The sequence below is a fragment of the Streptomyces sp. G-G2 genome (genome assembly GCF_030063135.1).
GTDB lineage: Bacteria > Actinomycetota > Actinomycetes > Streptomycetales > Streptomycetaceae > Streptomyces.
The window spans coordinates 83,576-107,154 of sequence record NZ_JASISO010000015.1 but is presented as its reverse complement, the minus strand read 5'-3'; the positions used below and the strand labels follow the sequence as shown (position 1 = coordinate 107,154).

At 75.0% G+C, this 23,579-nt stretch carries 21 protein-coding genes; 13 read left to right on the top strand and 8 right to left on the bottom strand.

Features of this window, described 5'->3' with window-relative positions; translation table 11 throughout:
- Window positions 1-440: 440 nt before the first annotated feature.
- On the bottom strand, window positions 441-986 hold the full coding sequence (locus QMF80_RS14715; RefSeq protein WP_283453256.1) for a DoxX family membrane protein: 546 nt from the start codon (window positions 984-986) through the stop codon (window positions 441-443).
- Window positions 987-1,224: 238 nt separating this feature from the next.
- Here QMF80_RS14715 and QMF80_RS14710 point away from each other — a divergent pair, with 238 nt between their 5' ends.
- From QMF80_RS14710 to QMF80_RS14700, 3 genes are all read left to right on the top strand, one after another.
- Complete coding sequence (locus QMF80_RS14710) at window positions 1,225-1,635, top strand: VOC family protein (protein WP_283453254.1); 411 nt, start codon at window positions 1,225-1,227, stop codon at window positions 1,633-1,635.
- 129 nt (window positions 1,636-1,764) lie between these two features.
- Window positions 1,765-2,082, top strand: coding sequence for a hypothetical protein (locus tag QMF80_RS14705; protein WP_283453252.1), 318 nt, complete (start codon window positions 1,765-1,767; stop codon window positions 2,080-2,082).
- Between the two features lie 134 nt (window positions 2,083-2,216).
- On the top strand, window positions 2,217-2,372 hold the full coding sequence (locus QMF80_RS14700) for a DUF6131 family protein (RefSeq protein WP_283453251.1): 156 nt from the start codon (window positions 2,217-2,219) through the stop codon (window positions 2,370-2,372).
- Here the strand turns inward: QMF80_RS14700 and QMF80_RS14695 are convergent.
- Window positions 2,363-4,285: a glycoside hydrolase family 15 protein gene (locus QMF80_RS14695; protein WP_283453249.1), complete on the bottom strand. Its 1,923-nt coding sequence runs from the start codon at window positions 4,283-4,285 to the stop codon at window positions 2,363-2,365. The two genes, QMF80_RS14700 and QMF80_RS14695, sit on opposite strands and share 10 nt — an antisense overlap.
- A 452-nt stretch (window positions 4,286-4,737) precedes the next feature.
- Here QMF80_RS14695 and QMF80_RS14690 point away from each other — a divergent pair, with 452 nt between their 5' ends.
- Window positions 4,738-6,717 (top strand): peroxidase, encoded by a 1,980-nt coding sequence (locus QMF80_RS14690; protein ID WP_283453247.1) that lies wholly within the window; start codon window positions 4,738-4,740, stop codon window positions 6,715-6,717.
- Between the two features lie 110 nt (window positions 6,718-6,827).
- Here QMF80_RS14690 and QMF80_RS14685 read toward each other — a convergent pair whose 3' ends face one another.
- Window positions 6,828-7,397, bottom strand: coding sequence for a helix-turn-helix domain-containing protein (locus QMF80_RS14685; RefSeq protein ID WP_283453246.1), 570 nt, complete (start codon window positions 7,395-7,397; stop codon window positions 6,828-6,830).
- 132 nt (window positions 7,398-7,529) lie between these two features.
- Here QMF80_RS14685 and QMF80_RS14680 point away from each other — a divergent pair, with 132 nt between their 5' ends.
- Both QMF80_RS14680 and QMF80_RS14675 read left to right on the top strand, forming a co-directional pair.
- Window positions 7,530-8,648 (top strand): arylsulfotransferase family protein, encoded by a 1,119-nt coding sequence (locus QMF80_RS14680; RefSeq protein WP_283453244.1) that lies wholly within the window; start codon window positions 7,530-7,532, stop codon window positions 8,646-8,648.
- Window positions 8,645-10,054: a uracil-xanthine permease family protein gene (locus QMF80_RS14675; protein WP_283453241.1), complete on the top strand. Its 1,410-nt coding sequence runs from the start codon at window positions 8,645-8,647 to the stop codon at window positions 10,052-10,054. The genes QMF80_RS14680 and QMF80_RS14675 overlap by 4 nt, the downstream gene beginning before the upstream one ends.
- 37 nt (window positions 10,055-10,091) lie before the next feature.
- On the opposite strand, the gene QMF80_RS14670 is transcribed toward QMF80_RS14675, so the two are convergent.
- Window positions 10,092-10,967 (bottom strand): MmyB family transcriptional regulator, encoded by an 876-nt coding sequence (locus tag QMF80_RS14670; protein ID WP_283453239.1) that lies wholly within the window; start codon window positions 10,965-10,967, stop codon window positions 10,092-10,094.
- Window positions 10,968-11,185: 218 nt separating this feature from the next.
- Between QMF80_RS14670 and QMF80_RS14665 the strand changes: the two genes are divergently transcribed.
- Complete coding sequence (locus QMF80_RS14665) at window positions 11,186-12,559, top strand: MFS transporter (protein ID WP_283453332.1); 1,374 nt, start codon at window positions 11,186-11,188, stop codon at window positions 12,557-12,559.
- A 22-nt stretch (window positions 12,560-12,581) separates the two neighbouring features.
- Here QMF80_RS14665 and QMF80_RS14660 read toward each other — a convergent pair whose 3' ends face one another.
- Window positions 12,582-13,178 (bottom strand): TetR/AcrR family transcriptional regulator, encoded by a 597-nt coding sequence (locus QMF80_RS14660; RefSeq protein WP_283453237.1) that lies wholly within the window; start codon window positions 13,176-13,178, stop codon window positions 12,582-12,584.
- A 161-nt stretch (window positions 13,179-13,339) separates the two neighbouring features.
- Between QMF80_RS14660 and QMF80_RS14655 the strand changes: the two genes are divergently transcribed.
- The 4 genes from QMF80_RS14655 to QMF80_RS14640 all read left to right on the top strand — a co-directional run bounded on the left by QMF80_RS14655 (window position 13,340) and on the right by QMF80_RS14640 (window position 17,432).
- Window positions 13,340-14,539 (top strand): cytochrome P450, encoded by a 1,200-nt coding sequence (locus QMF80_RS14655; RefSeq protein WP_283453235.1) that lies wholly within the window; start codon window positions 13,340-13,342, stop codon window positions 14,537-14,539.
- A gap of 5 nt (window positions 14,540-14,544) precedes the next feature.
- Window positions 14,545-14,769 carry a ferredoxin gene (locus QMF80_RS14650; RefSeq protein WP_283453233.1) on the top strand — a complete coding sequence of 75 codons (225 nt, stop codon included), beginning with the start codon at window positions 14,545-14,547 and terminating at the stop codon, window positions 14,767-14,769.
- A 240-nt stretch (window positions 14,770-15,009) separates the two neighbouring features.
- Window positions 15,010-15,459: a BP74-related protein gene (locus QMF80_RS14645; RefSeq protein ID WP_283453231.1), complete on the top strand. Its 450-nt coding sequence runs from the start codon at window positions 15,010-15,012 to the stop codon at window positions 15,457-15,459.
- A 149-nt stretch (window positions 15,460-15,608) separates the two neighbouring features.
- Entirely contained in the window at window positions 15,609-17,432 is a 1,824-nt protein-coding gene (locus QMF80_RS14640) for an AfsR/SARP family transcriptional regulator (RefSeq protein ID WP_283453229.1), read from the top strand.
- Between the two features lie 66 nt (window positions 17,433-17,498).
- Here the strand turns inward: QMF80_RS14640 and QMF80_RS14635 are convergent, their stop codons facing one another.
- Window positions 17,499-18,161, bottom strand: coding sequence for a helix-turn-helix transcriptional regulator (locus QMF80_RS14635; RefSeq protein ID WP_283453227.1), 663 nt, complete (start codon window positions 18,159-18,161; stop codon window positions 17,499-17,501).
- Between the two features lie 184 nt (window positions 18,162-18,345).
- On the opposite strand from QMF80_RS14635, the gene QMF80_RS14630 reads away from it, so the two are divergent.
- The gene (locus tag QMF80_RS14630) at window positions 18,346-21,180 is read left to right on the top strand and encodes an AfsR/SARP family transcriptional regulator (RefSeq protein WP_283453224.1); all 2,835 of its coding nucleotides are present in this window, start codon (window positions 18,346-18,348) and stop codon (window positions 21,178-21,180) included.
- Window positions 21,181-21,395: 215 nt separating this feature from the next.
- On the top strand, window positions 21,396-22,214 hold the full coding sequence (locus QMF80_RS14625; protein WP_283453222.1) for a class I SAM-dependent methyltransferase: 819 nt from the start codon (window positions 21,396-21,398) through the stop codon (window positions 22,212-22,214).
- An 8-nt stretch (window positions 22,215-22,222) separates the two neighbouring features.
- On the opposite strand, the gene QMF80_RS14620 is transcribed toward QMF80_RS14625, so the two are convergent.
- Window positions 22,223-23,113, bottom strand: a complete 891-nt coding sequence (locus QMF80_RS14620; protein WP_283453221.1) for a hypothetical protein — start codon at window positions 23,111-23,113, stop codon at window positions 22,223-22,225.
- Window positions 23,110-23,448: a PadR family transcriptional regulator gene (locus QMF80_RS14615; RefSeq protein ID WP_283453218.1), complete on the bottom strand. Its 339-nt coding sequence runs from the start codon at window positions 23,446-23,448 to the stop codon at window positions 23,110-23,112. The genes QMF80_RS14620 and QMF80_RS14615 overlap by 4 nt, the downstream gene beginning before the upstream one ends.
- Window positions 23,449-23,579: the final 131 nt, after the last annotated feature.

Here is a 23,579-nt window from a genome sequence, read left to right as displayed (position 1 = left end):
CCGTGGCCGGGGAACACGGCGACACCGGCCCCGCCGGGTCGGCGGACGCCCTGCTGATCGTCATCGAGGGCGCCGGCTTCCTGCGGATCCCCGACGCCCGGGCCCCGCGGGCCCCCGGCGACCGGACCGCCGAGGTGCGGGCCCCGACGGCCGCGCCGAGCTGGGCCCGCACACGGTGCTCTGGCTGCCCCGGGGCTCGGCCGGGTCCTTGAGCGCGGGGCCGCAGGGCATGGTCTGCCTGGCCGTCACCGCCCGGAGCCCCGGATTCCGGGCCCTCCCCGCGATCGCGGAGGGCGGGGAGGGCGCGTGTCTGCTCCATCAGGTGTGCCCGGACTGCGGTCGTCTCGCGGGCGAACCGGGAGCGTGGTACTGCTCCCGGTGCGGATCCCGCCTGGAGCTCTGAGGTACGCCCGGAGTTCCGGTGCGGCGGCGCGGACGGCCTACGGCGCGCCGTCCCCGGGGGCGGCCGACTCGGCCGCCTCGGCGAGCGCGGCGTTGCGGCGTTTCACGACGACGGTGGCGGCGATCGCGCTGAGGGTGAACGCCACCGCGATGGCGGCCGGACGGTCCACCTTGTGGCCGCCCAGGTGGTCGAAGGAGTACCGTCCAGGCCCGGTCACCCCGAGCGCCGCGGCGGCGAAGCCGAGGAAGGCCGGGTACTCGAAGCCGCCGCCCTGCGCGAAGAACCCGGCGGGGGCGTGGACCGCGACGGCCCCCGCCATGGCGCCCGCGGCGGCGGCGCCCGCGGCCGGGGTCGCGAGCCCCAGCGCCAGCAGCGCACCGCCACCGGCCTCGCCGAGCCCCGCCGCGATCGCGCTCTGCCGCCCCGGCCGGAAGCCCATGTGCTCCATCGCCTTGGCCGTGCCGTCGATTCCGCCCCCGCCGAACCAGCCGAAGAGCTTCTGCGAACCGTGCGCCATGAGAACACCCCCCGTGCCGAGGCGCAGGGCGAGCAGTCCGAGATCCTTGCGTACGGTGAAGAGCATGTCGCCAGACCTTTCAGAGGGTGGCCGAGCAGAGTCCGTTCCCCAGCCTCGTGCCACGCCGTCCCGCGCGCATGCGGTACGCCTCCAGCGGAGGTGTGACGGCCGCCACACCCCCGGCCGTTCCCGCCCGGATCCGCCGCGCACGACGACGGTGGATCCGGCGCGCCCGGAGGCCGCGGATCCGGCGGGCACGCTGGATCCGGCGGATACGACGGTCGGCGCGGGGCAAGCGCGGCCCATGACTGTCGCGAAGACGAGCGTTCTCGTACTGGACTGCGCCGAGCCGGAGGCCCTCGCGCTGTTCTACGCCCATCTGCTGGGGGCCGAGGTCCGGTCCGGGCCCGGCTCCGACATGGTCGAGGTGGTGGGCGGAGCCGGGGTCCACCTCGCGGTGTGCCGGGACCGCGGTTACGCCCCGCCCAGCTGGCCGCGCCCCGAGGACTCCCTGCAGGCACACCTGCGGATCATGGTCGCCGCCGAGGACCTGGACGAGGCCGAGCGCGAGGCCGTGTCCCTGGGGGCCCGCCCCGTGTCGGCCGACGCCGAGGACGGCCCGCGCGCGGCCCGGCTGTTCAGCGACCCGGCCGGGCACTCGTTCACGATCGCCGCCACGGCCCCGGCCCCCGCGCCCGGCGCGATCGGAGTGTGACCGTAGGGGGATGGCGGCTCCGGCGGGTCCCAACGGGTCCGTAGGGGCGCCGGGTCCGTACGCGTCCGACGACCCCGTACGGGCCCGCCGGACACGTACGGAACACGCGCCGGAACAGCCCGACGGGCGGTGCGGGCACCCTCCGGGGCGGGGGCCCGCGCGTTCCGGCACCCGCGCCCCGTCCGTTCCCCGTCCGCACCCCGGGCCCGCGTCGGCCGACGGGCCGCCCCGGTCCGCCGCCCGGTCCGGGCACCGGCCCGGCCGGAGCCCGTCGCTGCCCCGTACATCACCGGCGCCGCGACCGCCGTGATCATTGTCCCCCAGGCCCTCGATCCGGCTCGGTTCCTCCCTCTGCTGGTCGGGGCCGCCGTCCTCCTCGTCCGCGCCGGTGACGCGGGCCCGTGGATCCGCCCGAAAGCGCCGAAGTACCCCGGCTACTGGTGGTGAGCGGGCCTGCCGGCCCGCAGATGAGCGGTGGACCGTGTAAGCGGTGAATAAACGGGCAGTCGCTTCGTTGAGGCCGCCACACACGGCCGCGACTGCCGCAGGGCAGCCGGTTCCCCGCGAGATCGGAGTGCACCGTGATCGTCCTCGGAGTAGTCCTGCTCCTCATCGCGATCCTGGCCCACATCAGCATTCTGTGGACCATCGGGATCATCCTCATCGTCGTGGGCGCGGTCCTGTGGATCATGGGAGCCATGGGACGCGCGGTCGGCGGCCGGCGGCACTACTGGTGACGCCGGGTCGCGTCGGGCGGCGTCGGCCGGGGTGAGCCCTGGGCCGCCAGCCCGGCGAGGAGCACCAGCGAATCGGTCCAGCCGAGCGGCGCCACCGATGAGGGGTTGCTCGCACCGTTGACGGTCTCGGAGAGTTCTCCGAGGCCGTTGCGGTGTGCGAGCACCCAGTCGAGCACGAGATCGGCCTTCCCGTACTGACCGGTCCCGGCCCACGCCAGGGCGAGGAACGTGGTGCTGGGCGTCCACGCGTACGCCCCCCAGTTCACGTTGGGATCGATGCCCGGGCTCAGCCCGCCGTTGGGCAGCAGCAGCGCGTCGTAGGTGGAGTCGAGGGCCGCCGCCAGCCCGGCGGGCGCGTTGTTGAAGGGCGGGGCCATGAACGCGGCGGCGCTGTCCCGGCCGCGGCGGTTCTCGCTGGTCCGGGGGTATCCGGCGGGGGCGAAACGGGTGGCGATGCCCTGGGACAGCCGCCCGGCGGCGACCGCCCAGCGGTCCGCGTCGGCGTTCCGGCCGGTCGTACGGGCGAGGTCGGCGGCGGCGTTGAGCCCAGCGAGCAGGGGAGCGGCGGTGCCGATGTTGGGCGTGGCGGTCGTCAGCTCCCAGTAGTCGGGTCCCGCGGGCGGCAGGCCGTCGGCGCCGAGGGAACCGGCCGCGTAGTCGGCGGCCTTGCGGACCATCGGGTACACCGCCGTCAGGCGCGCGGCCCGGTCCTGGGCCGGGGCGGCCTGGTACCACTGCCAGGTGGCCCAGGGCACCCAGCCGTTCGCGTCGAGCTGCCAGGTCCGGGTGTCCGGCGGGCCCGCGCCGTCGAGCGTGGTGCGGGCCTCCCAGGTGCCGTCCGGACGCTGGGTCGCCTGGTTGTAGCGGAGCACGCGGTAGGCCTCGGCGTCGTGGCCGGTGGCGGCGAACGCGGCACTGGCGAAGCTGCCGTCCCTGGGCCAGGAGTACGCCCAGGCCGGGGACCAGGCGGCGGCGAACGCCCCGTTGGGGCGCAGCAGGGCCCGCATGGACAGCAGGGCGCGCTGGTACACGGCCCGCTCGGCGGTCCCCGTGCCCGGTACCTTCCCGGCGGCCAGCCAGGCCCGGCTCTCGGAGATCTGCTCCAGCGCGGCCGGGTCGTTCGCCGCGGTCACCACCGAGGCCGCGCGGCCCGCCGGGAGGTAGCGCCACCGCCCCGAGGGCAGACGCAGTACGTTGCTGCCGTCGACGTAGGAGGCGCCCACCGTGAAGGAGGGCGTCACCGCTTCCACCGTCGTCCCGTTCGACAGCAGTCCGGCCGTACGGGCGGCCAGCGCCGACGCGGGGAGGTAGCAGGGCTCCGTCTCCCCGCAGCGTTCGGCGTCCGACGGGTCGACGCGGAAGGCGAGGCGGGCCGTCTCGGCGTGCCAGCCGCCCCAGTAGGGCCGGTCGTAGTTCCAGCTCGTCGGCGCACTGGCAGCCGCGCGGCGGGTTCCGTACCAGGTGACGGGCTTGTTCTCCGGCGTCGCGGCCTGGACGAAGAGGAAGTAGCGGGAACCGGCCTGGAGCCGTCCGTCGAGGGGGACCTCCACCCAGCCCGCCCCCGCCCCGCCCAGGGCCTTCAGGTCCAGGGTCCGGGTGGCGACCGCGGAGTCGGCGCTGTCCCGCGAGGCCCGTACCTGGACGGTCACCGTGCCCGTCGAGGCACCGCTGGCGAGGTAGAAGGCCACCCGGGTGAGCCGGGCGGAGTCCGCGGTGAACTCCTGCGCCGCCGCGTTGTCCGGACCCCTGACGCTGAACAGGGGCGTCTCGCGCGGGGTCTGGCCGCTGCCGGAGACGACCGCGGCAGCGGGACCGTCAGGAACGGGGCCGGAGGTGATGGGGCCGGTGACGGCGGCGGGAACACTCAGCAGGGCCGTCGCCAGGACGGCTGACAATGCGATGGACGGGGCCATGGGCCTCCCTCGTTCGGTGACGTGCCGTCATGACCACCGGAGCGGGCCCCGAGAGGACCGCAGGTGCACGGCACGCGGATAACGACCGCCAGGGCGCACCGTTTCTCCCCCCGCGCACCCTCGACCCGGAAGGGCCAAGCCGCTCCCGGCCGCAGACCGGAGCGCGAGGGGGAGTCGCGGGCCGATCCAGCAGGCCCCCCGGCGTCCCGGTCCGCCCCGGTCCACGGCCCGCTGACCCCACCCGCCGCCCAGGCCGCCGACCCGCCCCGACCCGCGGCCGTCGGTCCGTCAGCGCGTCGGTCCGTCAGTCCGTCAGCCGACGCTCCGTCACTCCATCGGTGTGCCTGCCGCGCGCGACCCCCTCCCATCAGCCAGGGTGATGATCATCAGCTCCCCGGCCCGCCGTCACGGCGTCGCCCGGCGGCGCACCCTCTTCCTGCCCGGAGGACACGTTGCAGAGCCCGCCCTCCCCGCACCACCCCACCCGCCGGACCGTCGTACGGGCCGGGGCCTGCGCCGCGGCCGTGCTCACCGCCGGCGCCTCGGCCGCACGGGCCGCCGCCGCCGACACCGCCGCACCCCCGGTGTCCGGCCCGGCCGGCCCGGCGGCCCCCCGGGCAGCGGCCGGCGCCCCCTTGCCCCTGCGCGCCGACGCCACCAGCCAGGGCGACATCCTCGCGGGCTTCCGCAAGGACCACGTCTGCCTGCTCCTGATCCACTTCGAAGAGGTCCACCAGGGCCGCCGGTGGCTCGGCGCCCTGCTGCCCGAGCTCTCCACGACCGATCAGGTCACGCGCTTCAACAGCGACTTCAGCGCCGCCCGCCACCTCCGGGACGGCGTGGACCCGTCCAGCATGTCCGTGCTGTGGACCGGCCTGAGCCTCACGCATGCCGGTCTGGGCGTGCTCGCCCAGAAGGACCCCTTCCCCGCCGTCCGCCCCGGGACCACCGCGGAGGCCTTCCGCGAGGGCGCCGCGGCCCGCGCCGAACACCTGGGGGACACCGGGGCCAGCGCCCCCGGCGGCTGGCTCTTCGGGGCGGCCGGTGAGGACGTCCACGCCGTCCTCACCCTGGCCGCCGACGACCCCCGGACGCTGTCCGAGGCCGCCGAGCGCCACCGCCGCTCCCTGGAGCGCGCCGCCGCCGCGGTCGTGTTCCGCCAGGAGGGCGCCACGCTCCCCGGCGAGCTCCGCGGGCACGAGCACTTCGGCTTCCTCGACGCGATCAGCCAGCCCGGGGTGAGCGGCTTCGACGCCCCCGACCCGGCGAACGCGCAGACCGTACGGGGCAAGCCCGGCACCCGGCTGGTGCCCGCCGGGGAGTTCCTGGTCGGCCACGAACGCGTCGGCGGCCGTCCCGCCGGACTGCCCGTCTGGGCCACCGGCGGTTCGTTCCACGTCGTACGGCGCCTGGCCCAGGACGTCCCGGGCTGGTGGAACCAGGCCGGTGAGTGCCTCACCGAGCTGAAGCGGTCCGGAGCCGCGCCCGCAGACGCCACCCCCACCTGGTTCGCCGCCCGTATGGTCGGCCGCTGGCCCGGCGGCGCGCCGGTCGCCACCTGCCCCGCCGCCGAACGCGTCCCGCGTCCCGGCGAGGACATCGACGGCCCGCTCGACTTCCACGACGATCCGCAGGGCTGGACCACCCCGCTCTTCTCCCACATCCGCAAGAGCAACCCCCGCGCGGGACTCCACCCGGCCCCGGGGCGCCCGGCGCTGCCCGCCTCCGAGGTGGACTCCCGCCGGATCATCCGGCGCGGGATCCCCTTCGGGCCGCCGCACCGGCCGGACTCCGGCGACGAGGCCGCGCGCGGGCTCCTGTTCATCAGCCACCAGGCCGACCTGGTCGAGCAGTTCGAGTTCATCGCGAGCCGGTGGATCAACAACCCGGACTTCCCGCCCGCCCGTCACCCGCTCCCGGGCGCCGACCCCCTCATCGGTCCCGGCTCCTCCGCCGCCTTCGAATGCCCCTCGGCGAGCGGCAGCCGCGCCACCGCCCTCTCCTTCCAGCGGCACGTCCGCACCGAGGGCACGGTCTACGCCTTCACCCCCTCGCTCCCCACCCTGCGCGCCCTGGCCGACGGCAGGCTCGACAACGCCATCGAGGTCCACCCCGCCACGGTGCTGCGCCCCGGCGACGTCCTGGACGCGGGCGCGGTCCGGCTGTGCCTGGAGACCACCGGTGACCTGGTCCTCCAGGACGGCGACGGCCGTACGGTGTGGAAGGCGGGCACGTCCGGTACGGGCACCGGGGCGCACTTCACGGCGGACGGCGAACTGAGCGTCCGCGACGCGTCCGGGGGGTCCGTCTGGTCCTCGAAGACCACCGGCCACCCCGGCGCCCGGCTGCTGGTCCGCCCGTCGGGCGACGTGGTCATCATCCAGGGGGACAAGACCCTGTGGCAGGCCAAGGGGGAGGCCCGGGCGCGCTGACCGCCTTCCCGAGGAACGGCGGCTGACGACCGACGACCGACGACCGAGCGGGGACGCCGCCGGGGCCACCGATCAACGGCCCCGGCGGCGCCGCGCGTCGGCCGACGCGGTCAGTGGTCCGCGCGGTGGTCCGAGACCGAGACCAGCAGGACCCGGGTGTCCTGGCTCGTCGCGCGCCAGCGGTGGCGCACCCCACCGGTCAGGTACAGGGTGTCCCCCCGGCCCAGCCGGTAGGTGCGGCCCTCGGCCTCCACTTCGGCCGCGCCGTCCGCGACGTACATCAACTCATCGCCCTGGTGCAGGAATTCACGGTCGGCGTGCTGGGCGCCGGTGAACTCCAGGGCGTGCATCCGGTGCTGGCCCCGGACGAGCGGGCGCACCCCCGCGTCGGGCGCCAGTCCCGCGTCGTGCCGGGCGCGGACCACGTCCACGGAGCGTTCCGTGGCGTCGGCGGCGGCGAGGAGTTCGACGGCGGTGGTCCCGAGGCCGTCCGCGATGCGCTGGAGTGAGCGCATGCTGGGCCGGGCGCGCTCGTTCTCGATCTGGCTCAGGAACGGCACGGACAGGCCGCTGCGCTCCGCGACCGCCGACAGGGTCAGGTCGAGCGCCCGCCTGCGACGGCGTACGGCGCTGCCGAGCGCGGGGTTCGGCCCCTCGTCCGTCGCTCGTGTCTCCGTCATGATCGCTGCCCTCCCCGGGTCACCCTACGTGCGGCGCGGGACGTTTCGTACGCCCGTCACACCGCTGACACACTGCGCCTCTACCTTCGAACTTGTTAGAGCAAATCAAAAAAAGTTTGAGGAGGGGCTTCTGTGCCCACCGTCGACCAGAACCAGCGCCGCCGCCGCGGCACCGGTCTCATCGCCCTGGATCCCGAAGCGGCCTTCGAGGGGTACACCCTGTACGCCCCGCTGACGGGCGGCGGCAAGGTGTACCTGGTGAACCTGCGCGGCGAGGAGGTCCACACCTGGAAGCTCCCGTACCGCCCCGGCCGCCACGCACGCGTCCTGCCCGGCGGCGACCTCGCCTACAACGGGGTCCTCCCCGGCGAGGAGGCGCTGTTCCCGATGTGGCACAAGTACCGGGGCGGGGTCATGGGCGTGTACGGACCCGACGGGACGGTGCGGCGCGAGCACGTCGACCCGCTCCAGCACCACGACGCCCACCACCTGGACGACGGCGGGATCCTCTACACCGCCCTCGAACCCCTGACGGGTCCCGACGCGGCCGGCGTCCTCGGCGGCGTCGCGGGCACCGAAGCGGCCGCGACGGTGTGGGCGGACACCATCAAGCAGGTCGACGCCGACGGCGCGGAGCTCTGGTCCTGGCGGGCCGGCGACCATCTGGACCGCGAGGCCTACCCGTTGCACCCCGACTACGCCCGGGAGCACTGGCCGCTGATCAATTCGGTGGTCCCCCTCGCGGACGGGAACGTCCTCGCGAGCCTGCGCAGCGTCTCCGCCGTCGTCGTCATCAGCCGGGACACGGGCGAGGTCCTGTGGCGCACCGAGCCGGGCACCGTGTCCCAGCAGCACCACCCCAGCGAACTGGCCAACGGCAACCTGCTGGTCTTCGACAACGGGGTCTTCCGGCCCGGCCACGACGTCCCGTACTCGCGCGTCGTCGAGATCGACCGCTCCGGGAAGATCGTGTGGGAGTACCACGACCCCGCCAAGGAGTCCTTCTTCGCCCCGTTCATGGGGGCGGCGCAGCGCCTCCCGAACGGGAACACCCTGGTGACCGACTCCCCGGCGGGCCGCCTCTTCGAGGTCACCGCCGAGGGCCTCCTGGTCTGGGAGTACGTCGTCCCCCACTTCGGCGGCTACGAGGAGTCCGAGGTCCGGGACCTCTTCCCGGCCGAGCCGAACGCGGTGTTCCGCGCCTACCGTTACGCGGCCGACGAGCTGCCCTGGCTGGAGACCGGATCATGAGCACCGCGATCGGCACGCCCGGCACATCGGGTACGTCCGGCACGCCCGGTACGGGCGCCAAGGACCCCGGGACCACCACCGCCCCCGCCGACGAGCGGGTCCCCCTGCGGCGGCTCGTGCCCCTCGCCGTCCAGCACGTCCTGGCGATGGCCGCCGCCCCCGTCTCGACCGTCTTCCTCACCGCGGGCGCCCTGCGGCTGACCCCCGGCGGGACCGCCTCGCTGCTCAGCGCGGTCCTCGTCCTCTCCGGCGCCGGATCCTTGCTCCAGTCCCTCGGCGTCTGGAAGTTCGGGGCCCGGCTGCCGTTCGTCATGCTCCCCGGCGGCGCCGCGACCGCGCTGTTCCTCCAGATCGCCAAGGACCACGGCCCGGCCGTCGCCAGCGGCTCGGTCCTCCTGGCCGCCGCGCTGCTCCTGGCCGTGGTCCCGCTGTACGCGCGGATCGTGCGGCTCTTCCCGCCGCTGGTCATGGGCGTCACCGTGCTGCTGATCGGCGTCGCCATGGTGCGCGTCGCCGCGCAGCTCATCACCGGGCCGACCGGGACCGCGGCGCCCGGGGCCGTGGTCCTGGCGGGCCTGACGGTGGCGGTGACCCTGGCCGCGTACCTCCTGCTGCGCGGGGTCTGGCGGCAGAGCGCCGTCCTCATCGGCATGGCCGCCGGAACCGCGGTCGCGGTGGCCACCGGACTCGGGACGTTCAGCCCGGCCGGTGGCAGCGGCTTCTCCCTGCCGCGGCTCTTTCCGTACGGGGCGCCGCAGTTCGACCTCGTGGCCGCCCTGCCGCTGCTGATCTTCAGCCTCACCACGCTCGCCGAGATCACCGGCCAGACCGTCCTCAACAGCGAGACCGTCGGCCGCGCGGCCGACGCGGGCCGCGATGTCCCGAAGGTCGCCCGAGCCGACGCGCTGACCTCGCTGCTCGCCGGCATCTGGGGGACGTCCCTGATGGTGACCAGCTCCGAGAACATCGGCATCAGCCGACTGACCGGCGTCCGCAGCCGGTTCGTCACGGCGGCGGCGGGCGGTCTCCTGATCGCCGTGGGCCTGCTGTCCCCGCTGTCCCGGCTGGTCGCCGGCCTCCCGCCCGCGGTGGTGGGCGGCTCCGCGCTGGTCGTCTACGCCGTCATCGCCCTCATGGGTGTCCAGATGCTGGCCCGCGCCGAACTGGCCGAGCGGGGGCAGACGATGGTGGCCGCCCTCGCCCTGGCCGCGGGGCTGCTCCCGATCGTCGCCCCGAACCTCTACGGCGGGTTCCCGGGGTGGGTCCGTACCGTACTCGGCTCCGGAGTCGTCGCCGGAACCCTCGCGGCGGTCCTGCTGCACGCCCTTTTCGCGGCGGCCGACCGCCCGGGCCGCGAGGGGGGACCGGCGGGGCGGCCCACGCGAGATCAGAAAGAGCCTGCCTAGTGCCGTGACCGGAGGGCAAACCTTCCCGGTCACCGCACTAGCCCGGCGGGCCCGCCGGGGCTGCCGCGCCGAGGGCCAGGCGTTCGAGCCGCTCCAGGCGCTCGCGGGTCTCCTCGTCCAGCGGTGTGTACGTGGTCAGCCGCGACCCCGCCGCCGGACCCAGCCACAAGTTGGTGTGTTCCAGGTGGAGCAGCCCCACCCGCGCGTTGAGGATGTACTTCGACTTGTTGGCCTGGCCGACCACCTCGTGCCGCGCCCAGACCTCCCGGAACTCCGCCGACTCCGATTCCAGCCGGTGCAGCAGGGCCTTCCACGCGGGTTCGGCCAGGTGCTCCGCCATGGAGGCCCGGAACTTGGCCGCCATCACCCGGTTCACCTCCGCCCGGTCGACCACGGCCGCCCGCCAGTCCTCGTGGGTGAAGGCGAGCCACATGCAGTTGCGGTCCTCCGGCCGCACCCGGTCCATGTCGCACAGCAACTGCCCGTACGTCGCGTTGTAGGCCAGGATGTCGTACCGGCTGTTCTGGACGCAGCCGGGCACGGGCCCCAGCTGGTCGAGCAGGGCCCGCAGCGCGGGAGTCACGGTCGGGCACGGCGCGTGCGGTGTCGGGTCGAAGGTCCCGGCCAGCGCGAACAGGTGCGTGCGCTCGCTGGTGTCCAGCAGCAGGGCGCGCGCCAGGGCGTCCAGCACCTGCTGCGAGACCTGGATCTCGCGGGCCTGCTCCAGCCAGGTGTACCAGGTGACTCCGACCGCGGAGAGCTGCGCGACCTCCTCGCGGCGCAGCCCGGGCGTCCGGCGGCGGCGGCCGCGCGGCAGCCCGACCTGCTCGGGGGTGATCCGCTCGCGGCGGCTGCGCAGGAATTCGGCCAGCTCGTGCCTGCGCACGTCCGTGGAAGGAGCGACAGTGGTCATGCTGCCAGGGTGCCGCATCGCCCATCCGGTTGCCAGGTGCTGGCAGTACCAGGATAAGCAGACTCTGGTACCAGGCTGGGGGATGGAGGATCGTCTCCGCTGTGAGCGACACAACGGTACGCACGACCCACCCGTCCCCCTCCGGCGCCACGGCCCGGGCCGCCACCCCCGGCCCCGCGGATTCCGCCCCCGGACCGGCCGTCCGCCACGGCGCGGTGATGAGCCCGCTCGGGCTGTTCACCGTACTGCTGGGCGCCGCCCTGCCCCTGATCGACTTCTTCATCGTCAATGTGGCGCTGCCCGCCATCGACCGCGACCTCTCCGCCGGTCCCGCCATGCTGGAACTCGTCGTCGGCGGATACGGCGTCTCCTACGCCGTCCTGCTCGTCCTCGGCGGCAGGCTCGGCGACATGGCCGGCCGGCGCAGGCTCTTCCTGATCGGCATGGCCGCCTTCGGCCTCACCTCCCTCGCCTGCGGCCTGGCGCCCACCGCCTGGACCCTGGTCGGGGCCCGGGTGGCCCAGGGCGCCGCGGCCGCCATGATGCTGCCGCAGGTGCTCGCCACCATCCAGGCCACCACCCAGGGACCCCGGCGGGCCCGCGCGATGAGCCTGTACGGCGCGACCGCCGGGCTGTCCATGGTCGCCGGGCAGATCCTGGGCGGCGTACTGGTCGCCGCGGACGTGGCGGGCTCCGGCTGGCGCGCGGTGTTCCTCGTGAACGTACCGGTGGTGATCCTCGGCCTGGTCCTGGCCGCCCGCGCGGTCCCGGAGACCCGGTCGGACCGCCCCGCCTCCGTCGACGTTCCCGGCACCCTGCTGCTCGGCCTGTCGCTGGTCTCCCTGCTGCTGCCGCTGACCGAGGGCCGGGCCACCGGCTGGCCGCTGTGGACCTGGGTGTCCTTCGCGGTGTTCCCGTTCGCGGCCACCGCCTTCTACCTGACCGAGCGCCGCGCGGACCGGCTCGGGCGGACCCCGCTGGTGCCGCCGAGCCTGCTGCGCCTGGACTCGCTGCGCCGCGGGCTGGTGATGGTGGTGCCCTTCTCGATCGGCTTCAGCGGCTTCATGTTCGTCGTCGCCGTGGCCCTGCAGCAGGGCCTGCTCATGGGCCCGGTGGCGGCCGGACTCGCGCTGGTGCCCATGGCCGTGTCCTTCTTCGCGGCCTCGCTCGCCGGGCCCAGCCTGATCGGCCGGTTCGGCAGCCGCGTGGTCACCGCCGGAGGCGTGCTCCAGGCCCTCGGCCTCTGCCTGCTGCTCCTGGCGGTCCTGCGCGACTGGCCCGGTCTCGGCCTCGCCGGGCTCGCCCCCGGCGTCGCCCTCGCGGGCCTCGGCCAGGGCCTCCAACTGCCGGTCCTGATGCGGATGATGCTGTCCGACGTACCGGCCGACCGGGCGGGCGTGGGCGGGGGAGTCATGGTCACCACCCAGCAGTCGGCCCTCGCCCTGGGCGTCGCGACCCTGGGCAGCCTGTTCCTGGCGCTGACCCCGGCCCTGGGCATGCGCGACGCCCTCGCCATCACCCTGCTGGTCCAGCTGGCCCTCGTCGCGCTGACGGCCCTGCTGAGCCTGCGGCTGCCGCGGGTCATGCGCTGACCCCCGCCGCCCCGGCCGCGCGTCAGGTGTCGCCGCGCGCCGGGGCGGCCCACAGCTGCCCGAGGGTGGCCAGTACCAGAGCGCACACCTCGTCCGGATCGGCGCCCGCCAGCGGCTCCCGGGCCACCACGGTCCGCATCAGCCCGATCCCGAGCAGCCAGGCCATCGCCAGGTCCGCGCGCAGCGCCCCGTCCGGCGCCCCGGAGAGCGAGGCCAGCGCGTTCTGGTACTCCTCGCCCAGCTCGCGCAGGGTCCCGGCCGCGTCCTCGCCGCGCCCCACCGAGCGCAGGTACACCTCCAGGGACCGGTCGCCCGAACCGGCCGCGCTGCTCGTGAGCATCGAGCGCAGCGCGGTCTCGAACAGCTCCTCGGGCGGGGTGGCCCGCAGCTGCTCCAGACCGCCCCGGGCCAGTACCTCGGTCAGCAGCCCGTGCTTCGACCCGAAATAACGGAAGAGCAGCGCCTGGTTGGATCCGGCCAGCTCGGCGATGTCCCGTACGGTGGCCCGCTCGTACCCCCGCTCGGCGAACAGGTCGCGCGCCGCGTCGAGTATCCGGCGCCGGGTGGCCGCGGCGTCGCGGCGGCGTTCTCCCGCCCGGGGGCCCGTGGTTTCGTCCATCGTCGAGGTCCCCGTTCGCTGTACGCCGTCGCGCCGTCCCTTTCCGGACGCGCCGGGGGCTCCGGTGGCGGCCTGTCAGGATAACGACGCGCAGGCCCCGTTGACCGTCGGGGTGGACGGTCCTAGCGTTGTAAGCAGTCGCTTACATATGGGAGGCCGCCGTGCCCGTACCGGACACCGACACCACCGAACCCCTCGCCTACCCCTTCAACTCCGCCGAAGGACTCCAGCTCGCCGACCTCTACGAACAGGTCCGCGACCGGCCCGGCCTGTTACGCGTCCAGCTGCCCTACGGCGAACCCGGCTGGCTGGTCACCCGCTACGCCGACGCCCGCCTCGTCCTCGGCGACCAGCGCTTCAGCCGGGCCGAGGGCGTCCGCCACGACGAGCCCCGCCAGTCCGAGGGGCGCTCCGACAGCGGGATCCTCGCGATGGACCCGCCCGACCACACCCGGCTGCGCTCCCTGGTGGCCCGGGCGTTCACCGTCCACCAGGTCGAGAAGCTCCGCCCGATGGTGCGCGAACTCACCGCGGTCCTCCTCGACGACCTGGAGGCGGCGGGCCCCCCGGCCGACCTGGTGGACCGCTTCGCGCTGCCGCTGCCCGTCGCGGTGATCTGCCGGATGCTCGGGGTTCCCCCCGAGGACCGCCCCCGCTTCCGGGTCTGGAGCGACGCGGCGCTGTCCACCAGCTCCCTCAGCGCGGCCGAGTTCGAGGCCAACCGCGAGGAACTGCGCGACTACATGCGGACCCTGATCCACCAGCACCGCGAGGAACCGCGCGACGACCTCATGACCGCGCTCATCGAGGCCCGCGACGGCGCCGACCGGCTCTCCGAACTGGAACTCGTCGACCTGTGCGTCGGCATCCTGGTGGCGGGACACGAGACCACCGCCTCGCAGATCCCCAACTTCACCCTCACCCTGCTCGACCACCCCGAGCAGCTCGCCCTGCTGCGCTCGCGCCCCGGCCTCCTCCCCAACGCGGTCGAGGAACTGCTGCGCTTCGTCCCCCTCGGCAGTGGCGCCGGCCAGCCGCGCTACGCCACCGAGGACATCGAGGTCGGCGGCACCCTGGTCCGGGCGGGCGCCCCGGTGATGGTCGCCACCGGCGCTGCCAACCGCGACGCGCTGCGCTTCGGCGCCCCCGGCGTCCTGGACATCACCCGCGACGGGGTCCAGCACCTCGGCTTCGGGCACGGGGTCCACCACTGCCTGGGAGCCCCGCTGGCCCGGCTCGAACTCCAGGAGGCACTGGGCGCGCTCATCGCCCGCTTCCCGGGCCTGCGCCTCGCGGGCGATGTGACCTGGAAGTCCCAGATGCTGGTCCGGGGCCCGCGCGTCATGCCGGTCGGGTGGTGAGCGCGATGACCGGGACCTGGACCGTGCACGCGGACCGGCAGCTGTGCCTGGGCTCCGGCATGTGCGCCGCCGTCGCCCCGGAGGTGTTCGCCCTGGAGGACGAACACGCCTCGGTGCGGCAGCCGGAGACCGGCGAGGACCCGCGGCTGCTCGACGCCGCCGACATCTGCCCGGCGCAGGCCATCACGGTGCGGGCGGACGGGAAGGTCATCGCCCCGCGCGGCGCGTGACGAGGCGCGGTGGTCGGCGAGGCGCGGCGGGGGCGACGCCGCGCGGCGGCTGAAAACACCCGGCATCCGCCGCCGACCGGACGAGAGGGCATCCGTGGACCTCCATGGGTGCCCTTTGGTGCTCTCTTGGGAGTCCGTTGGGGCACCCTTGGTGGACAGCGGACCAATCCGTCGATTTCCGGATTACGTTCGCCGCAGACGGGTCGACAACGCGACCCGACAGCACTGGAGGTATCAGGCATGCGACGCACCCTCACCAAGGCCGGCAGTCTCGCCGCGGTTTCCCTGTTCGCCATGGGCCTCGCCGCCCCCGCCCAGGCCGCGCCGAACGAAACCGCCGCCCAGGGTTCCGCCTCCTACTTCGAATTCACCGACGGCCGGAACACCTTCGTGTTCAAGCTGACCGACCAGGCCCGGATCCAGCAGGCCCGCGACATCCTCAGCGGTGTCGACAAGGAGAACATCAGCGTCATGGGCCGGGTCGTCAAGACCCCCGCCACCTACAACCGGCCGTGGAAGTACCAGCTGGCCCCGGACTCGGTGAAGTTCTTCAGCATGGCCGTGGAGGTGTGTGACGCGAGCATCTCCTACGTCAACGACCACCTGGGCGAGGTCGGCGGCGCGCTGCTCCCCGGCTCGACCTGGTGCCCCTGGAGCTCGAAGCTGACGCGTGAGGTCACCGCGCCGTAGCGCGCGCCCGGGGCGTCGGACACGCCCCGCTTCCCTCCGGCCGCTCCACCCCCTGCGGCCGGAGGGGTCACGTTCCGGTCATCCGCCGCGCGTACCCTGACCCCTCGCGGTGATCGAGGGAGCGAGGGCGGCACGTGGGGGAACACTGCGTGGGCGAAGGGGAGCGCACGCGGGGCGTCGCGGACGGCACGCGCTTGCGCCTGCTCGGCCCGGTGACCGCGCGGACCGCCGACGGGACCCCGCTCGGCCTGGGCCCGAACCAGCAACAGGCGCTGCTGGCCGTCCTGGTGCTGCGGGCGGGCCGGTCCGTACCCGTGCCCGAACTGTGCGACGCGCTCTGGGGGGACCAGGCGCCGCCGCGCGCCGTGGGCACCCTGCGGACGTACGCGTCCCGGCTGCGGGCCCTCTTCGAACCCGGCCGGGCCGCCCGCGCGCCCGCCCGGGTCCTGGTCCACTCCGGCGGGGGGTACGCCCTGCGGCTGTCCCGCCCGCTGGTCGACGTCGACGCCTTCGAGGACGGCCTCGCCGAAGCCGCCCGGCGCCGGGCGGCCGGAGCCACCGGAGAGGCGTACCGCGTCCGGGGCGAGGCCCTGGCGCTCTGGGCCGGATCCCCGCTCGCCGGTCTGCCCGGCCCCTATGCCGCGGCCCAGCGCGAACGGCTCACCGGGCTGTGGCTGGCCGCCCGGGAGGACCACTACCAGGACGCCCTCGAACTCGGGCTCGACCGCGACACCGCCGCGGTCGCCGCACTGCGGGCCTTCGCCGCGGAACACCCCCTGCGCGAACGCGCCCAGGCCCTGCTGATGAGGGCCCTCTACCGGACGGGCCGGTCCGGCGAGGCACTCGCCGTGTACGAGGCCGCGCGGGCCACCCTCGCCCTCGAACTCGGCGCCGTGCCCGGGCCCGAACTCTCCTGCCTGCACGACCGGTTGCGATGGCGGGCCGTCAGGGCGCCGGGCCCCGGCGGGCCCTCCGGGGCCGCGCCCGCGCCCGCCGCGGGGGCCCCGCCCGCGCTCACGCCTGCGCCCGCGTCCGCGCCGTTCGTGGGGCGGGCCGCCGAGAGCGACCTGCTCGTCCGGCTCCTCTGCGCCACCGCGGCCGGGGTGCCCGTCGCCGTGCTCACCGGCATGCCCGGCATCGGGAAGACGGCCCTCGCCGCCCAGGTGGCCGAGCGGGTCGCCGCGCACTTCCCCGACGGTGTGCTGCGGGCCGACCTCGGCGCGGGACACCCCGCCGCGCTGGACGGCCTCCTGCGGGCCCTCGGCGTACCGGGCGCGGCGGTGCCGGACGGAGCCGAGGAGGGAGCGGCCCTCTACCGCTCCCTCCTCGCGGAGCGGCGCGTCCTCCTCCTGCTGGACAACGCCCGCGATACGCGGGGGCTGCTGCCGCTGCTGCCCGGGACCCCCGGCTGCGCGGCCCTGGTGACCGCGGCCTCGCGCGGGCTCGTCGTACCGGGAGCGCGGCTGATCGAGGTACCGGAACTGGACGAGGCCCTCGCGCTGGAACTGCTCGGCGCGAGCGCTGGCCCGCCACGGGTCCGCCAGGACCCGGTCGCCCTGCGCGAACTCGCCCTCCGCTGCCGGGGTTTGCCGCTCGCGCTGCACCTGGCGGGCACCCGCCTGCGGCGCGAACCGGGGCTGACGGTGCGGGCCTTGGCCGCGCGCGGCGGCAGCGGCCTGCTCGCGCGGCTGCGGGCGGACGGCCGCTCGGTCGAGGACGGCTTCCGCCGCCGGGCCGAAGGCCTGTCCGCCGCGGCGCTGCGGGCCCTGCGCGCGACCGCCGCGGCGCCGGGCGGGTTCGGCGCGCCGGAGGCGGGCGCGCTGCTCGGGACCTCCGCGTCCGAGGCGGCCGCCGCGATCGAGGAACTCGTCGGCTCGGGACTGCTGGGCCACGGTTCCTCGGGCCGCTACCGCTGCCATCCCCTGGTCCGGGAATTCGCCCGCCACCGGCTCGGCCTCACCGCGGCCGCCTGAGGCGCCGTCGGGCGCACGGTCTCGGGCCGCGGTGCGGGGCCGGCGGTGCGGGGCCGGAGGTCCTGCTCAGATGTAGCCCTCGCGCATCGCGTACGCCACCGCGTGCGCCCGGTTGTTGAGGCGCAGCCGGGTCATCAGGCCGTGCAGGACGTTCTTGACGGTGCGTTCGGAGTAGGCCAGTTTGTCGGCGATCTGACGGGTGTCCAGGCCCTCCGCTACCAGGCGCAGGACGTCCGTCTCGCGCGGCGCCAGGCCGAACAGGGGCGGCGTGGCCGCGCCCTGGCAGGCCGCCGCCTTCTCCGAGCGGCGCAGCCGGTTCACCTGGCCCAGCACCCGGCCGATCAAGTCGGGCGGCATGACGCATTCGCCGTGCGCGGCCTGACGTACGGCCTTGACCAGCCGGTCCTCGGTCGCCTGGTGACGCCAGACGATGGCCCGTACGCCGAACTCCACCACCGAGAGCAGCTCCGGCTCGCGCAGTTCACGGGCGACGAGGACCACGCGCTGCTCGCCCCCGCGCAGCACCTCGCGCAGTTCGGCCGCCGAGTGCTCGTCGATCCGGTCGACCAGCATCACGGCCACGGCGGCGGGCGCGAGTCCGTCCCGCTCCGGTAACCGGGGCAGGACCTCCACGGTCGGCTGGTCGCGCAGATGGCTGACGACCCCGGCCCGCCCGAGCGGATCGGTGGCGTGGATCGTCACGGTGACGCGGTCGGTCGGAACCGGCATCTTGTCTTTCCCCTCCCTGAACGGGTGTTGCCGGACACAGGGTGGCGAAAGGGGATCAACAGCCCGTGCACGATCGATGGACGGCCCGGACGGACCGGCCGGCACCGCGCCCTTGGTAGGGTTCCGAATGAGTGGCGGGTGCACGCAAATATCGCCCGTCCGTACGGGGGTTGGAAGAAGATTCATGAGCGGCACGCTGCCCGAACCGCGGTTTTCCCTGCTCGGCTCGGTTCAGGCGCACCGGGGCGTCGTCCCGCTGCCGCTGGGTCCACCGCAGCAGCGCGCCCTGCTCGCCATGCTGCTGTACCGGCGCAACGCGGTCGTGGGACTCGACGAGTTGATCGACGGCCTGTGGGACGGGCAGCCGCCGCGGGCGGCTGTGGGCACGGTCAGGTCGTACGTCTACCGGCTGCGGCGCACCCTGGGCGCCGGACTCGCCACCCAGGGACCCGGTTACACCCTCCAGATCGGCCGGGACGCCCTGGACCTGGCCCGATTCGAGGACCTCGTCACCCGGTCCCGCGCCGTCGCCGCGGCCGGGGACGCGGCAGCGGCGCGGGACCTGCTCGCGCGGGCCCTGGGCATGTGGCCGGGGACCGCCCTGGCCGGGCTGCCCGGCCCGCAGGCGCGCATCCAGCGCGAGAGCCTGACCGAACTGCGCCTGTCGGTCCTCACGGAGCGGATCGAGCTCGATGTACGGCTCGGGCACCACGCGCGGCTGGTCGCCGAACTGACCGGCCTGTGCCTGGAACACCCCCTCAACGACCGGCTGCGCATCCTGCGGGACACGGCCCTGGAACGCAGCGGCCGGGGCCGGGAGGCGCGGTCGGCGCCGCCCGCAAGCGCGCCCGCCGTGTCGCTCCCGTCCGGCGCCGCGGCCGCCGCGGTCCGGTTGCCGGTTCCGGCTCAACTCCCTTATGTGCCAGGGGATTTCACTGGCCGCGAGCACGAAGTACGGTCCCTGCTGGGTACCTTCACGCGCGCCGCACCCGAGGCGATGGCCATCGCCGTCATCGGCGGCATCGGCGGGGTCGGCAAGACCACCCTCGCCGTGCACGCGGCCCAGCGGCTGCGGGAGCGCTTCCCGGACGGGCAGCTGTACGCGAACCTGCGCGGCGTCCGGGAGGACCCGGCGGAACCCGACGCCGTACTCGGGGCGTTCCTGCGCGCGCTCGGCGTCGTCGGCCCGTCCCTCCCCGACGAACCGGAGGAACGCGCGGCGCTCTACCGGTCCCGGCTGGCCGGGCAGCGGATGCTGCTCGTCCTCGACGACGTCCGCGACGCGGCCCAGCTGACCCCCCTCCTGCCCGGGACGCCCTCCTGCGCGGTGCTGGTCACCAGCCGCGGCGCGCTGCCCGAGATCCCGGCGGCCGTGCGCTTACGGCTCGACGTCCTCCCGGCGGCCGAAGCGCTGGTGCTGCTCGGCCGCATCGTGGGGGAGGGGCGGACCGCCGCCGAACCCGCCGAGGCCGCGGCCCTCGTCGAACGCTGCCGCGGCCTGCCGCTGGCCCTGCGGATCGCCGGTTCGCGACTGGCGGCCCGCCCCGCCTGGCGGCTGGCCGACTTCGTACGGCTCCTCGACGGCAGCCGCCCCGACGCACCCGGAGGGACCGCGCCCGAGGACAGCGTGGAAGCCTGTTTCCGGCTCGGATACGACCTGCTCGGCGAGGCCGAGGCGCGCCTGCTGCGGCTGCTGGCCGTCCCGCGCGCGGAAACGGTGCACCTGACCGCGGCGGCGGCGCTGGCCGGACTCGAACGGCCCGAGACGGCACGGCACCTGGAGCGGCTGACCTCGCTCGGCCTGCTGGAGTCCCCGGCTCCGTTCACCTACCGGTTCCACGACCTGATCAAGGAGTTCGCGGGCGCCCGGTCCGCGGAGTGCGACGGCCCCGGGGAGACGGCGGAGTCCCTCCTGCGGCTGATGGACCACATCCTGGCCTGCGCCCGGTACGCGTACGCCGTGGAGCGTCCCGGCCACCCGCTCGTGGGTCTGCTGACCCCCACGGTCGCGGACGGCGTGCCCCTCGTCCCCCGGGTCGGCGGGGGGAAGGCGCTGGCACCGCACATCGAGGCCGTCCTCGCCGTGGCCGCCCAGGTGCTGGAGGCGAGCCCGTCGGCCGTCGGGCTGATCGCCGACGCCGTGCTCGCACTCGACCCGCCGCTCGACGGATCGTTCCTGTGGCCCGCCGTCGTCGCCCCCGCCCGCCGCGTCCTGCGGGTCGCCGAGGAGCGCGGAGAGGTACGGGCCGCCGGTCGCGCCGGCTACATGCTGGGCGCGGCCCTCACCCGGCTGGGGCGGCTGGAGGAGGCGGAGCGCGTCCTGGCCGGGGCCGGGCGCGCGGCCCGCTCGGTCGCCGACGAGGTGGTGCGCACCGAGATCCTGACCTGCCGGGCCGTGGTCCGGCAGGCGGGCGCCGACTGGGCGGCGGCCGAGGTCCTGTACCGGGAGGCGATCGCCCTGGGCACGGCCTGCGGCAACGCGTGGGGCACCGCCAGCGCGCGCTCGAACAGCGTCAGTACGCTCCTGAACCTGCACCGCTTCGACGAGGCGGCCGAGGCCTGTCGGCTGAGCCTCGCAGCCGCCCGCGAGAGCGGGGACCGCTACGGCGAGGCCCACGCGGTGTACAGCCTGGGCATCGTGGCGCGGCACACCGGCGCCGTGGACGAGGCGGTCGCCCGGCACCGGGAGAGCGCCGAACTCGGCGTGCGCGGGGGCTACCCGGCCCTTGAGGTGATGAACCTGATCTCGCAGACCACGGCCCAGCTCGCGGGCAGCCGTACCCGGGAGGCCGTGGCGTGCGGCGAACGGGCGCTGGCCGCGGCCCGGCTCCTCGGCTGGCGCGCCGCGGAGGCCCGGGCCCTGCGCCTGCTGGGCACCGCCCTGGCGGCGGCGGGCGAGCACGACCGGGCCGAGGCCCGGCTGACGGAGGCCCTGGAACAGCTCGGCGCGCTCGGCCTCCCCGAAGCGGCCCGGGCCTCGGCCGCCCTGGCCGCGCTCCGCGCCGCCACTGGCCGCTGAGCCCCCACCCCTTCGCGGCCCCGGCGCGGGCCGCTCCTTCGCCATGTCCCCGTACCGGTGACACCCGTACCCGTGACGCCCGAGCCGCCTGCCGACGGACCCTCGATCTACATATGTCGGTGACCGGCATATAGTGATCGCATGAAGGCCGCACGTCAGCGGTCGGCACCGTCCCGCCTGCCGGGGCACCCGTGTGTGACGGAGATGGAGTAGGCATGGCCAGCAAGAAGAACCTCGTCGCCAACCGGGCGTCCCTCGCCCACAAGGTCAGGTACGCCGCGACCCGGCCGGGCCGCGTCGCCCCGTACCTGAAGCGCGCCGCCCGGGACCGGTGGCTCGCCTTCAAGCACCCCGACCACGTGGGCTACTACCGGGCCGTCATGGCCTCGGACACCAAGCGCAGCCCCGAGGCGGCGGTGGGCAGCCAGACGCACGAACGGTGGCTCGCGCTGGGGCGCATGCAGTTCGACTACCTGCTCCGGCACGGGCTCGAACCGGGGGCGCGCATGCTCGACATCGGCTGCGGCAATCTGCGCGCGGGCTGGCACTTCATCGACTACCTGGAGCCGGGCCACTACTACGGCATCGACATCTCGCCCGACATCCTGATCGCCGCGAAGGAGACGCTGACCGCGCGGGGGCTCCAGGACAAGGTCCCGCACCTGACCATCACGGGGAACCTGACGCTGGACTTCCTGCCCGACGCCCACTTCGACGTCGTGCACGCGCACAGCGTGTTCTCGCACTCGCCGGTCGAGGTCATCGACGAGTGCCTCGCCCACGTCGGCCGGATACTGGCGCCCGGCGGCCACTTCGACTTCACTTTCGACCGCACCACCGGCTCCGAACACCAGGTGCTGCGCGAGGACTTCTACTACCGGACGCAGACCCTGCTGGACCTGGCCGCCCGGCACGGACTGGCGGCCGTGTTCATGGAGGACTGGGAGGAGCTGGGCCACGGCCAGTCCAAGATCCGCGTCAGCGCGGGCCGCCCCGCTCCGCGAGCGGACCGTCCCGTCCCGGGGGTGGGCTGACCCCGGCCTCAGGTGGAGGTGGGCGTCCCGGAGTCGCGGCCGCGCCACAGCCGTACGCCGAGGGCGGCGCCGCCGATCACCGCGAGCGCGGGGAGGGCCGTGTCCTGCGCCAGCACCCCGCCGAAGAACGCGGTGATCATGAAGGGCGCCGCCGCGAGCGCGAACTGACCCATGGTGCGGAGCCCGGCCAGGGCCGAGCGGCCCGCCAGGGCCAGGGCCGCGACCACGGGGACGGCGTACCGCCAGTGGACGAAGAGACCGAGCCCCCGCGCATCGATCAGGGCGAAGAGGAGCACGGCGAGCGGCGCCCACAGGGCCACGGCGGCCACTCCCGCGGCGCTGCGGATCCTGCGGGACGGCCGCAGGTCGGGCGGGCAGGCCAGGGGAAGGAGTACGGACAGCATCGGCAGCAGCAGGAAGGCCGGGAGCTGCCACGGCACGGGCCGGTCGGCGGGCAGTACGGTCACGAGGACGGAGAGCGCCGTCCCGGCCGTCCCCGCCAGGGCCCACAGGGCTCCGGTGTAGCGCCCGCACAGGGCCACGACCGCGCCGACGAGGGCCACCAGGTAGCCCGCGCTCGTGGCGTAGGTGAGCGGATCGAGGTACTCCGGGTTGTTGCTGAGCCGCCAGTCGGCGATCGTCGAGGCGAGGTTGGAGGCGGCGTACGAGGCCGTGGCGGCCAGGGCGAAGGGCGCCACGGCCGCGAAGAGCCGCCCGCCGCGCTGCGCGGAACCCAGCCCCAGGCGCATGCGCAGTGCGTGCGCCGCGATGTCGCAGCCCTCCCGGAGCCGGGTGAGCGGGCCCGCCTCCCGGGTGGCGTCGTGGTACGCCTCGGCTATCTCGTCGCCGAACTCGCGGCGGAACCCCGCCGGGTACAGGCGCAGCAGCGGGAGGCTCACGCGGTGGCCGACTCTCCGGAGATCCCCAGGCGGCGGGTCGCCTCGCGCGCCGTGGCGGCGATCCGCCGGGCCTCGGCGGAGAGGCCCTCCCGCCCGGCGGCGGTGAGCGTGTACGTGCGGCGCAGGCGGCTGTCCACGATCTGCTCCTCGTGCACCTCGATCAGCCCCTGCCCGAGGAGCCGCTCCAGGGCCCCGTACAGCGTGCCGGTCCGCAGTTTCACCCGGCCGCCGGAGATCAGCTCCACCTCGCGGGCGATCGCGTAGCCGTGCCGGGGCTCGTCCGCGAGCGCGGTGAGGAGGAGGAGGGTGGGTTCCTGCATCGCACGATCACTCATGTGAGCATGCTAGGTCACCCACCGGCATATGTCGGCGGAGTGTCCGGTCGGCGGACCGGGGCGACGTCACGGCCCGTCGTACGACCGTTCTAGGGTGAGGGGGGAAGTACGTCAGAGGGGACATTGGGTGT

Coding starts and splice junctions, on each gene's coding strand:
- QMF80_RS14715 (WP_283453256.1), bottom strand. CDS start 986: ATGCTCTTCACCGTACGCAAGGATCTCGGACTGCTCGCCCTGCGCCTC.
- QMF80_RS14710 (WP_283453254.1), top strand. CDS start 1,225: ATGACTGTCGCGAAGACGAGCGTTCTCGTACTGGACTGCGCCGAGCCG.
- QMF80_RS14695 (WP_283453249.1), bottom strand. CDS start 4,285: ATGGCCCCGTCCATCGCATTGTCAGCCGTCCTGGCGACGGCCCTGCTG.
- QMF80_RS14685 (WP_283453246.1), bottom strand. CDS start 7,397: ATGACGGAGACACGAGCGACGGACGAGGGGCCGAACCCCGCGCTCGGC.
- QMF80_RS14675 (WP_283453241.1), top strand. CDS start 8,645: ATGAGCACCGCGATCGGCACGCCCGGCACATCGGGTACGTCCGGCACG.
- QMF80_RS14670 (WP_283453239.1), bottom strand. CDS start 10,967: ATGACCACTGTCGCTCCTTCCACGGACGTGCGCAGGCACGAGCTGGCC.
- QMF80_RS14665 (WP_283453332.1), top strand. CDS start 11,186: ATGAGCCCGCTCGGGCTGTTCACCGTACTGCTGGGCGCCGCCCTGCCC.
- QMF80_RS14660 (WP_283453237.1), bottom strand. CDS start 13,178: ATGGACGAAACCACGGGCCCCCGGGCGGGAGAACGCCGCCGCGACGCC.
- QMF80_RS14650 (WP_283453233.1), top strand. CDS start 14,545: ATGACCGGGACCTGGACCGTGCACGCGGACCGGCAGCTGTGCCTGGGC.
- QMF80_RS14645 (WP_283453231.1), top strand. CDS start 15,010: ATGCGACGCACCCTCACCAAGGCCGGCAGTCTCGCCGCGGTTTCCCTG.
- QMF80_RS14635 (WP_283453227.1), bottom strand. CDS start 18,161: ATGCCGGTTCCGACCGACCGCGTCACCGTGACGATCCACGCCACCGAT.
- QMF80_RS14630 (WP_283453224.1), top strand. CDS start 18,346: ATGAGCGGCACGCTGCCCGAACCGCGGTTTTCCCTGCTCGGCTCGGTT.
- QMF80_RS14625 (WP_283453222.1), top strand. CDS start 21,396: ATGGCCAGCAAGAAGAACCTCGTCGCCAACCGGGCGTCCCTCGCCCAC.
- QMF80_RS14615 (WP_283453218.1), bottom strand. CDS start 23,448: ATGAGTGATCGTGCGATGCAGGAACCCACCCTCCTCCTCCTCACCGCG.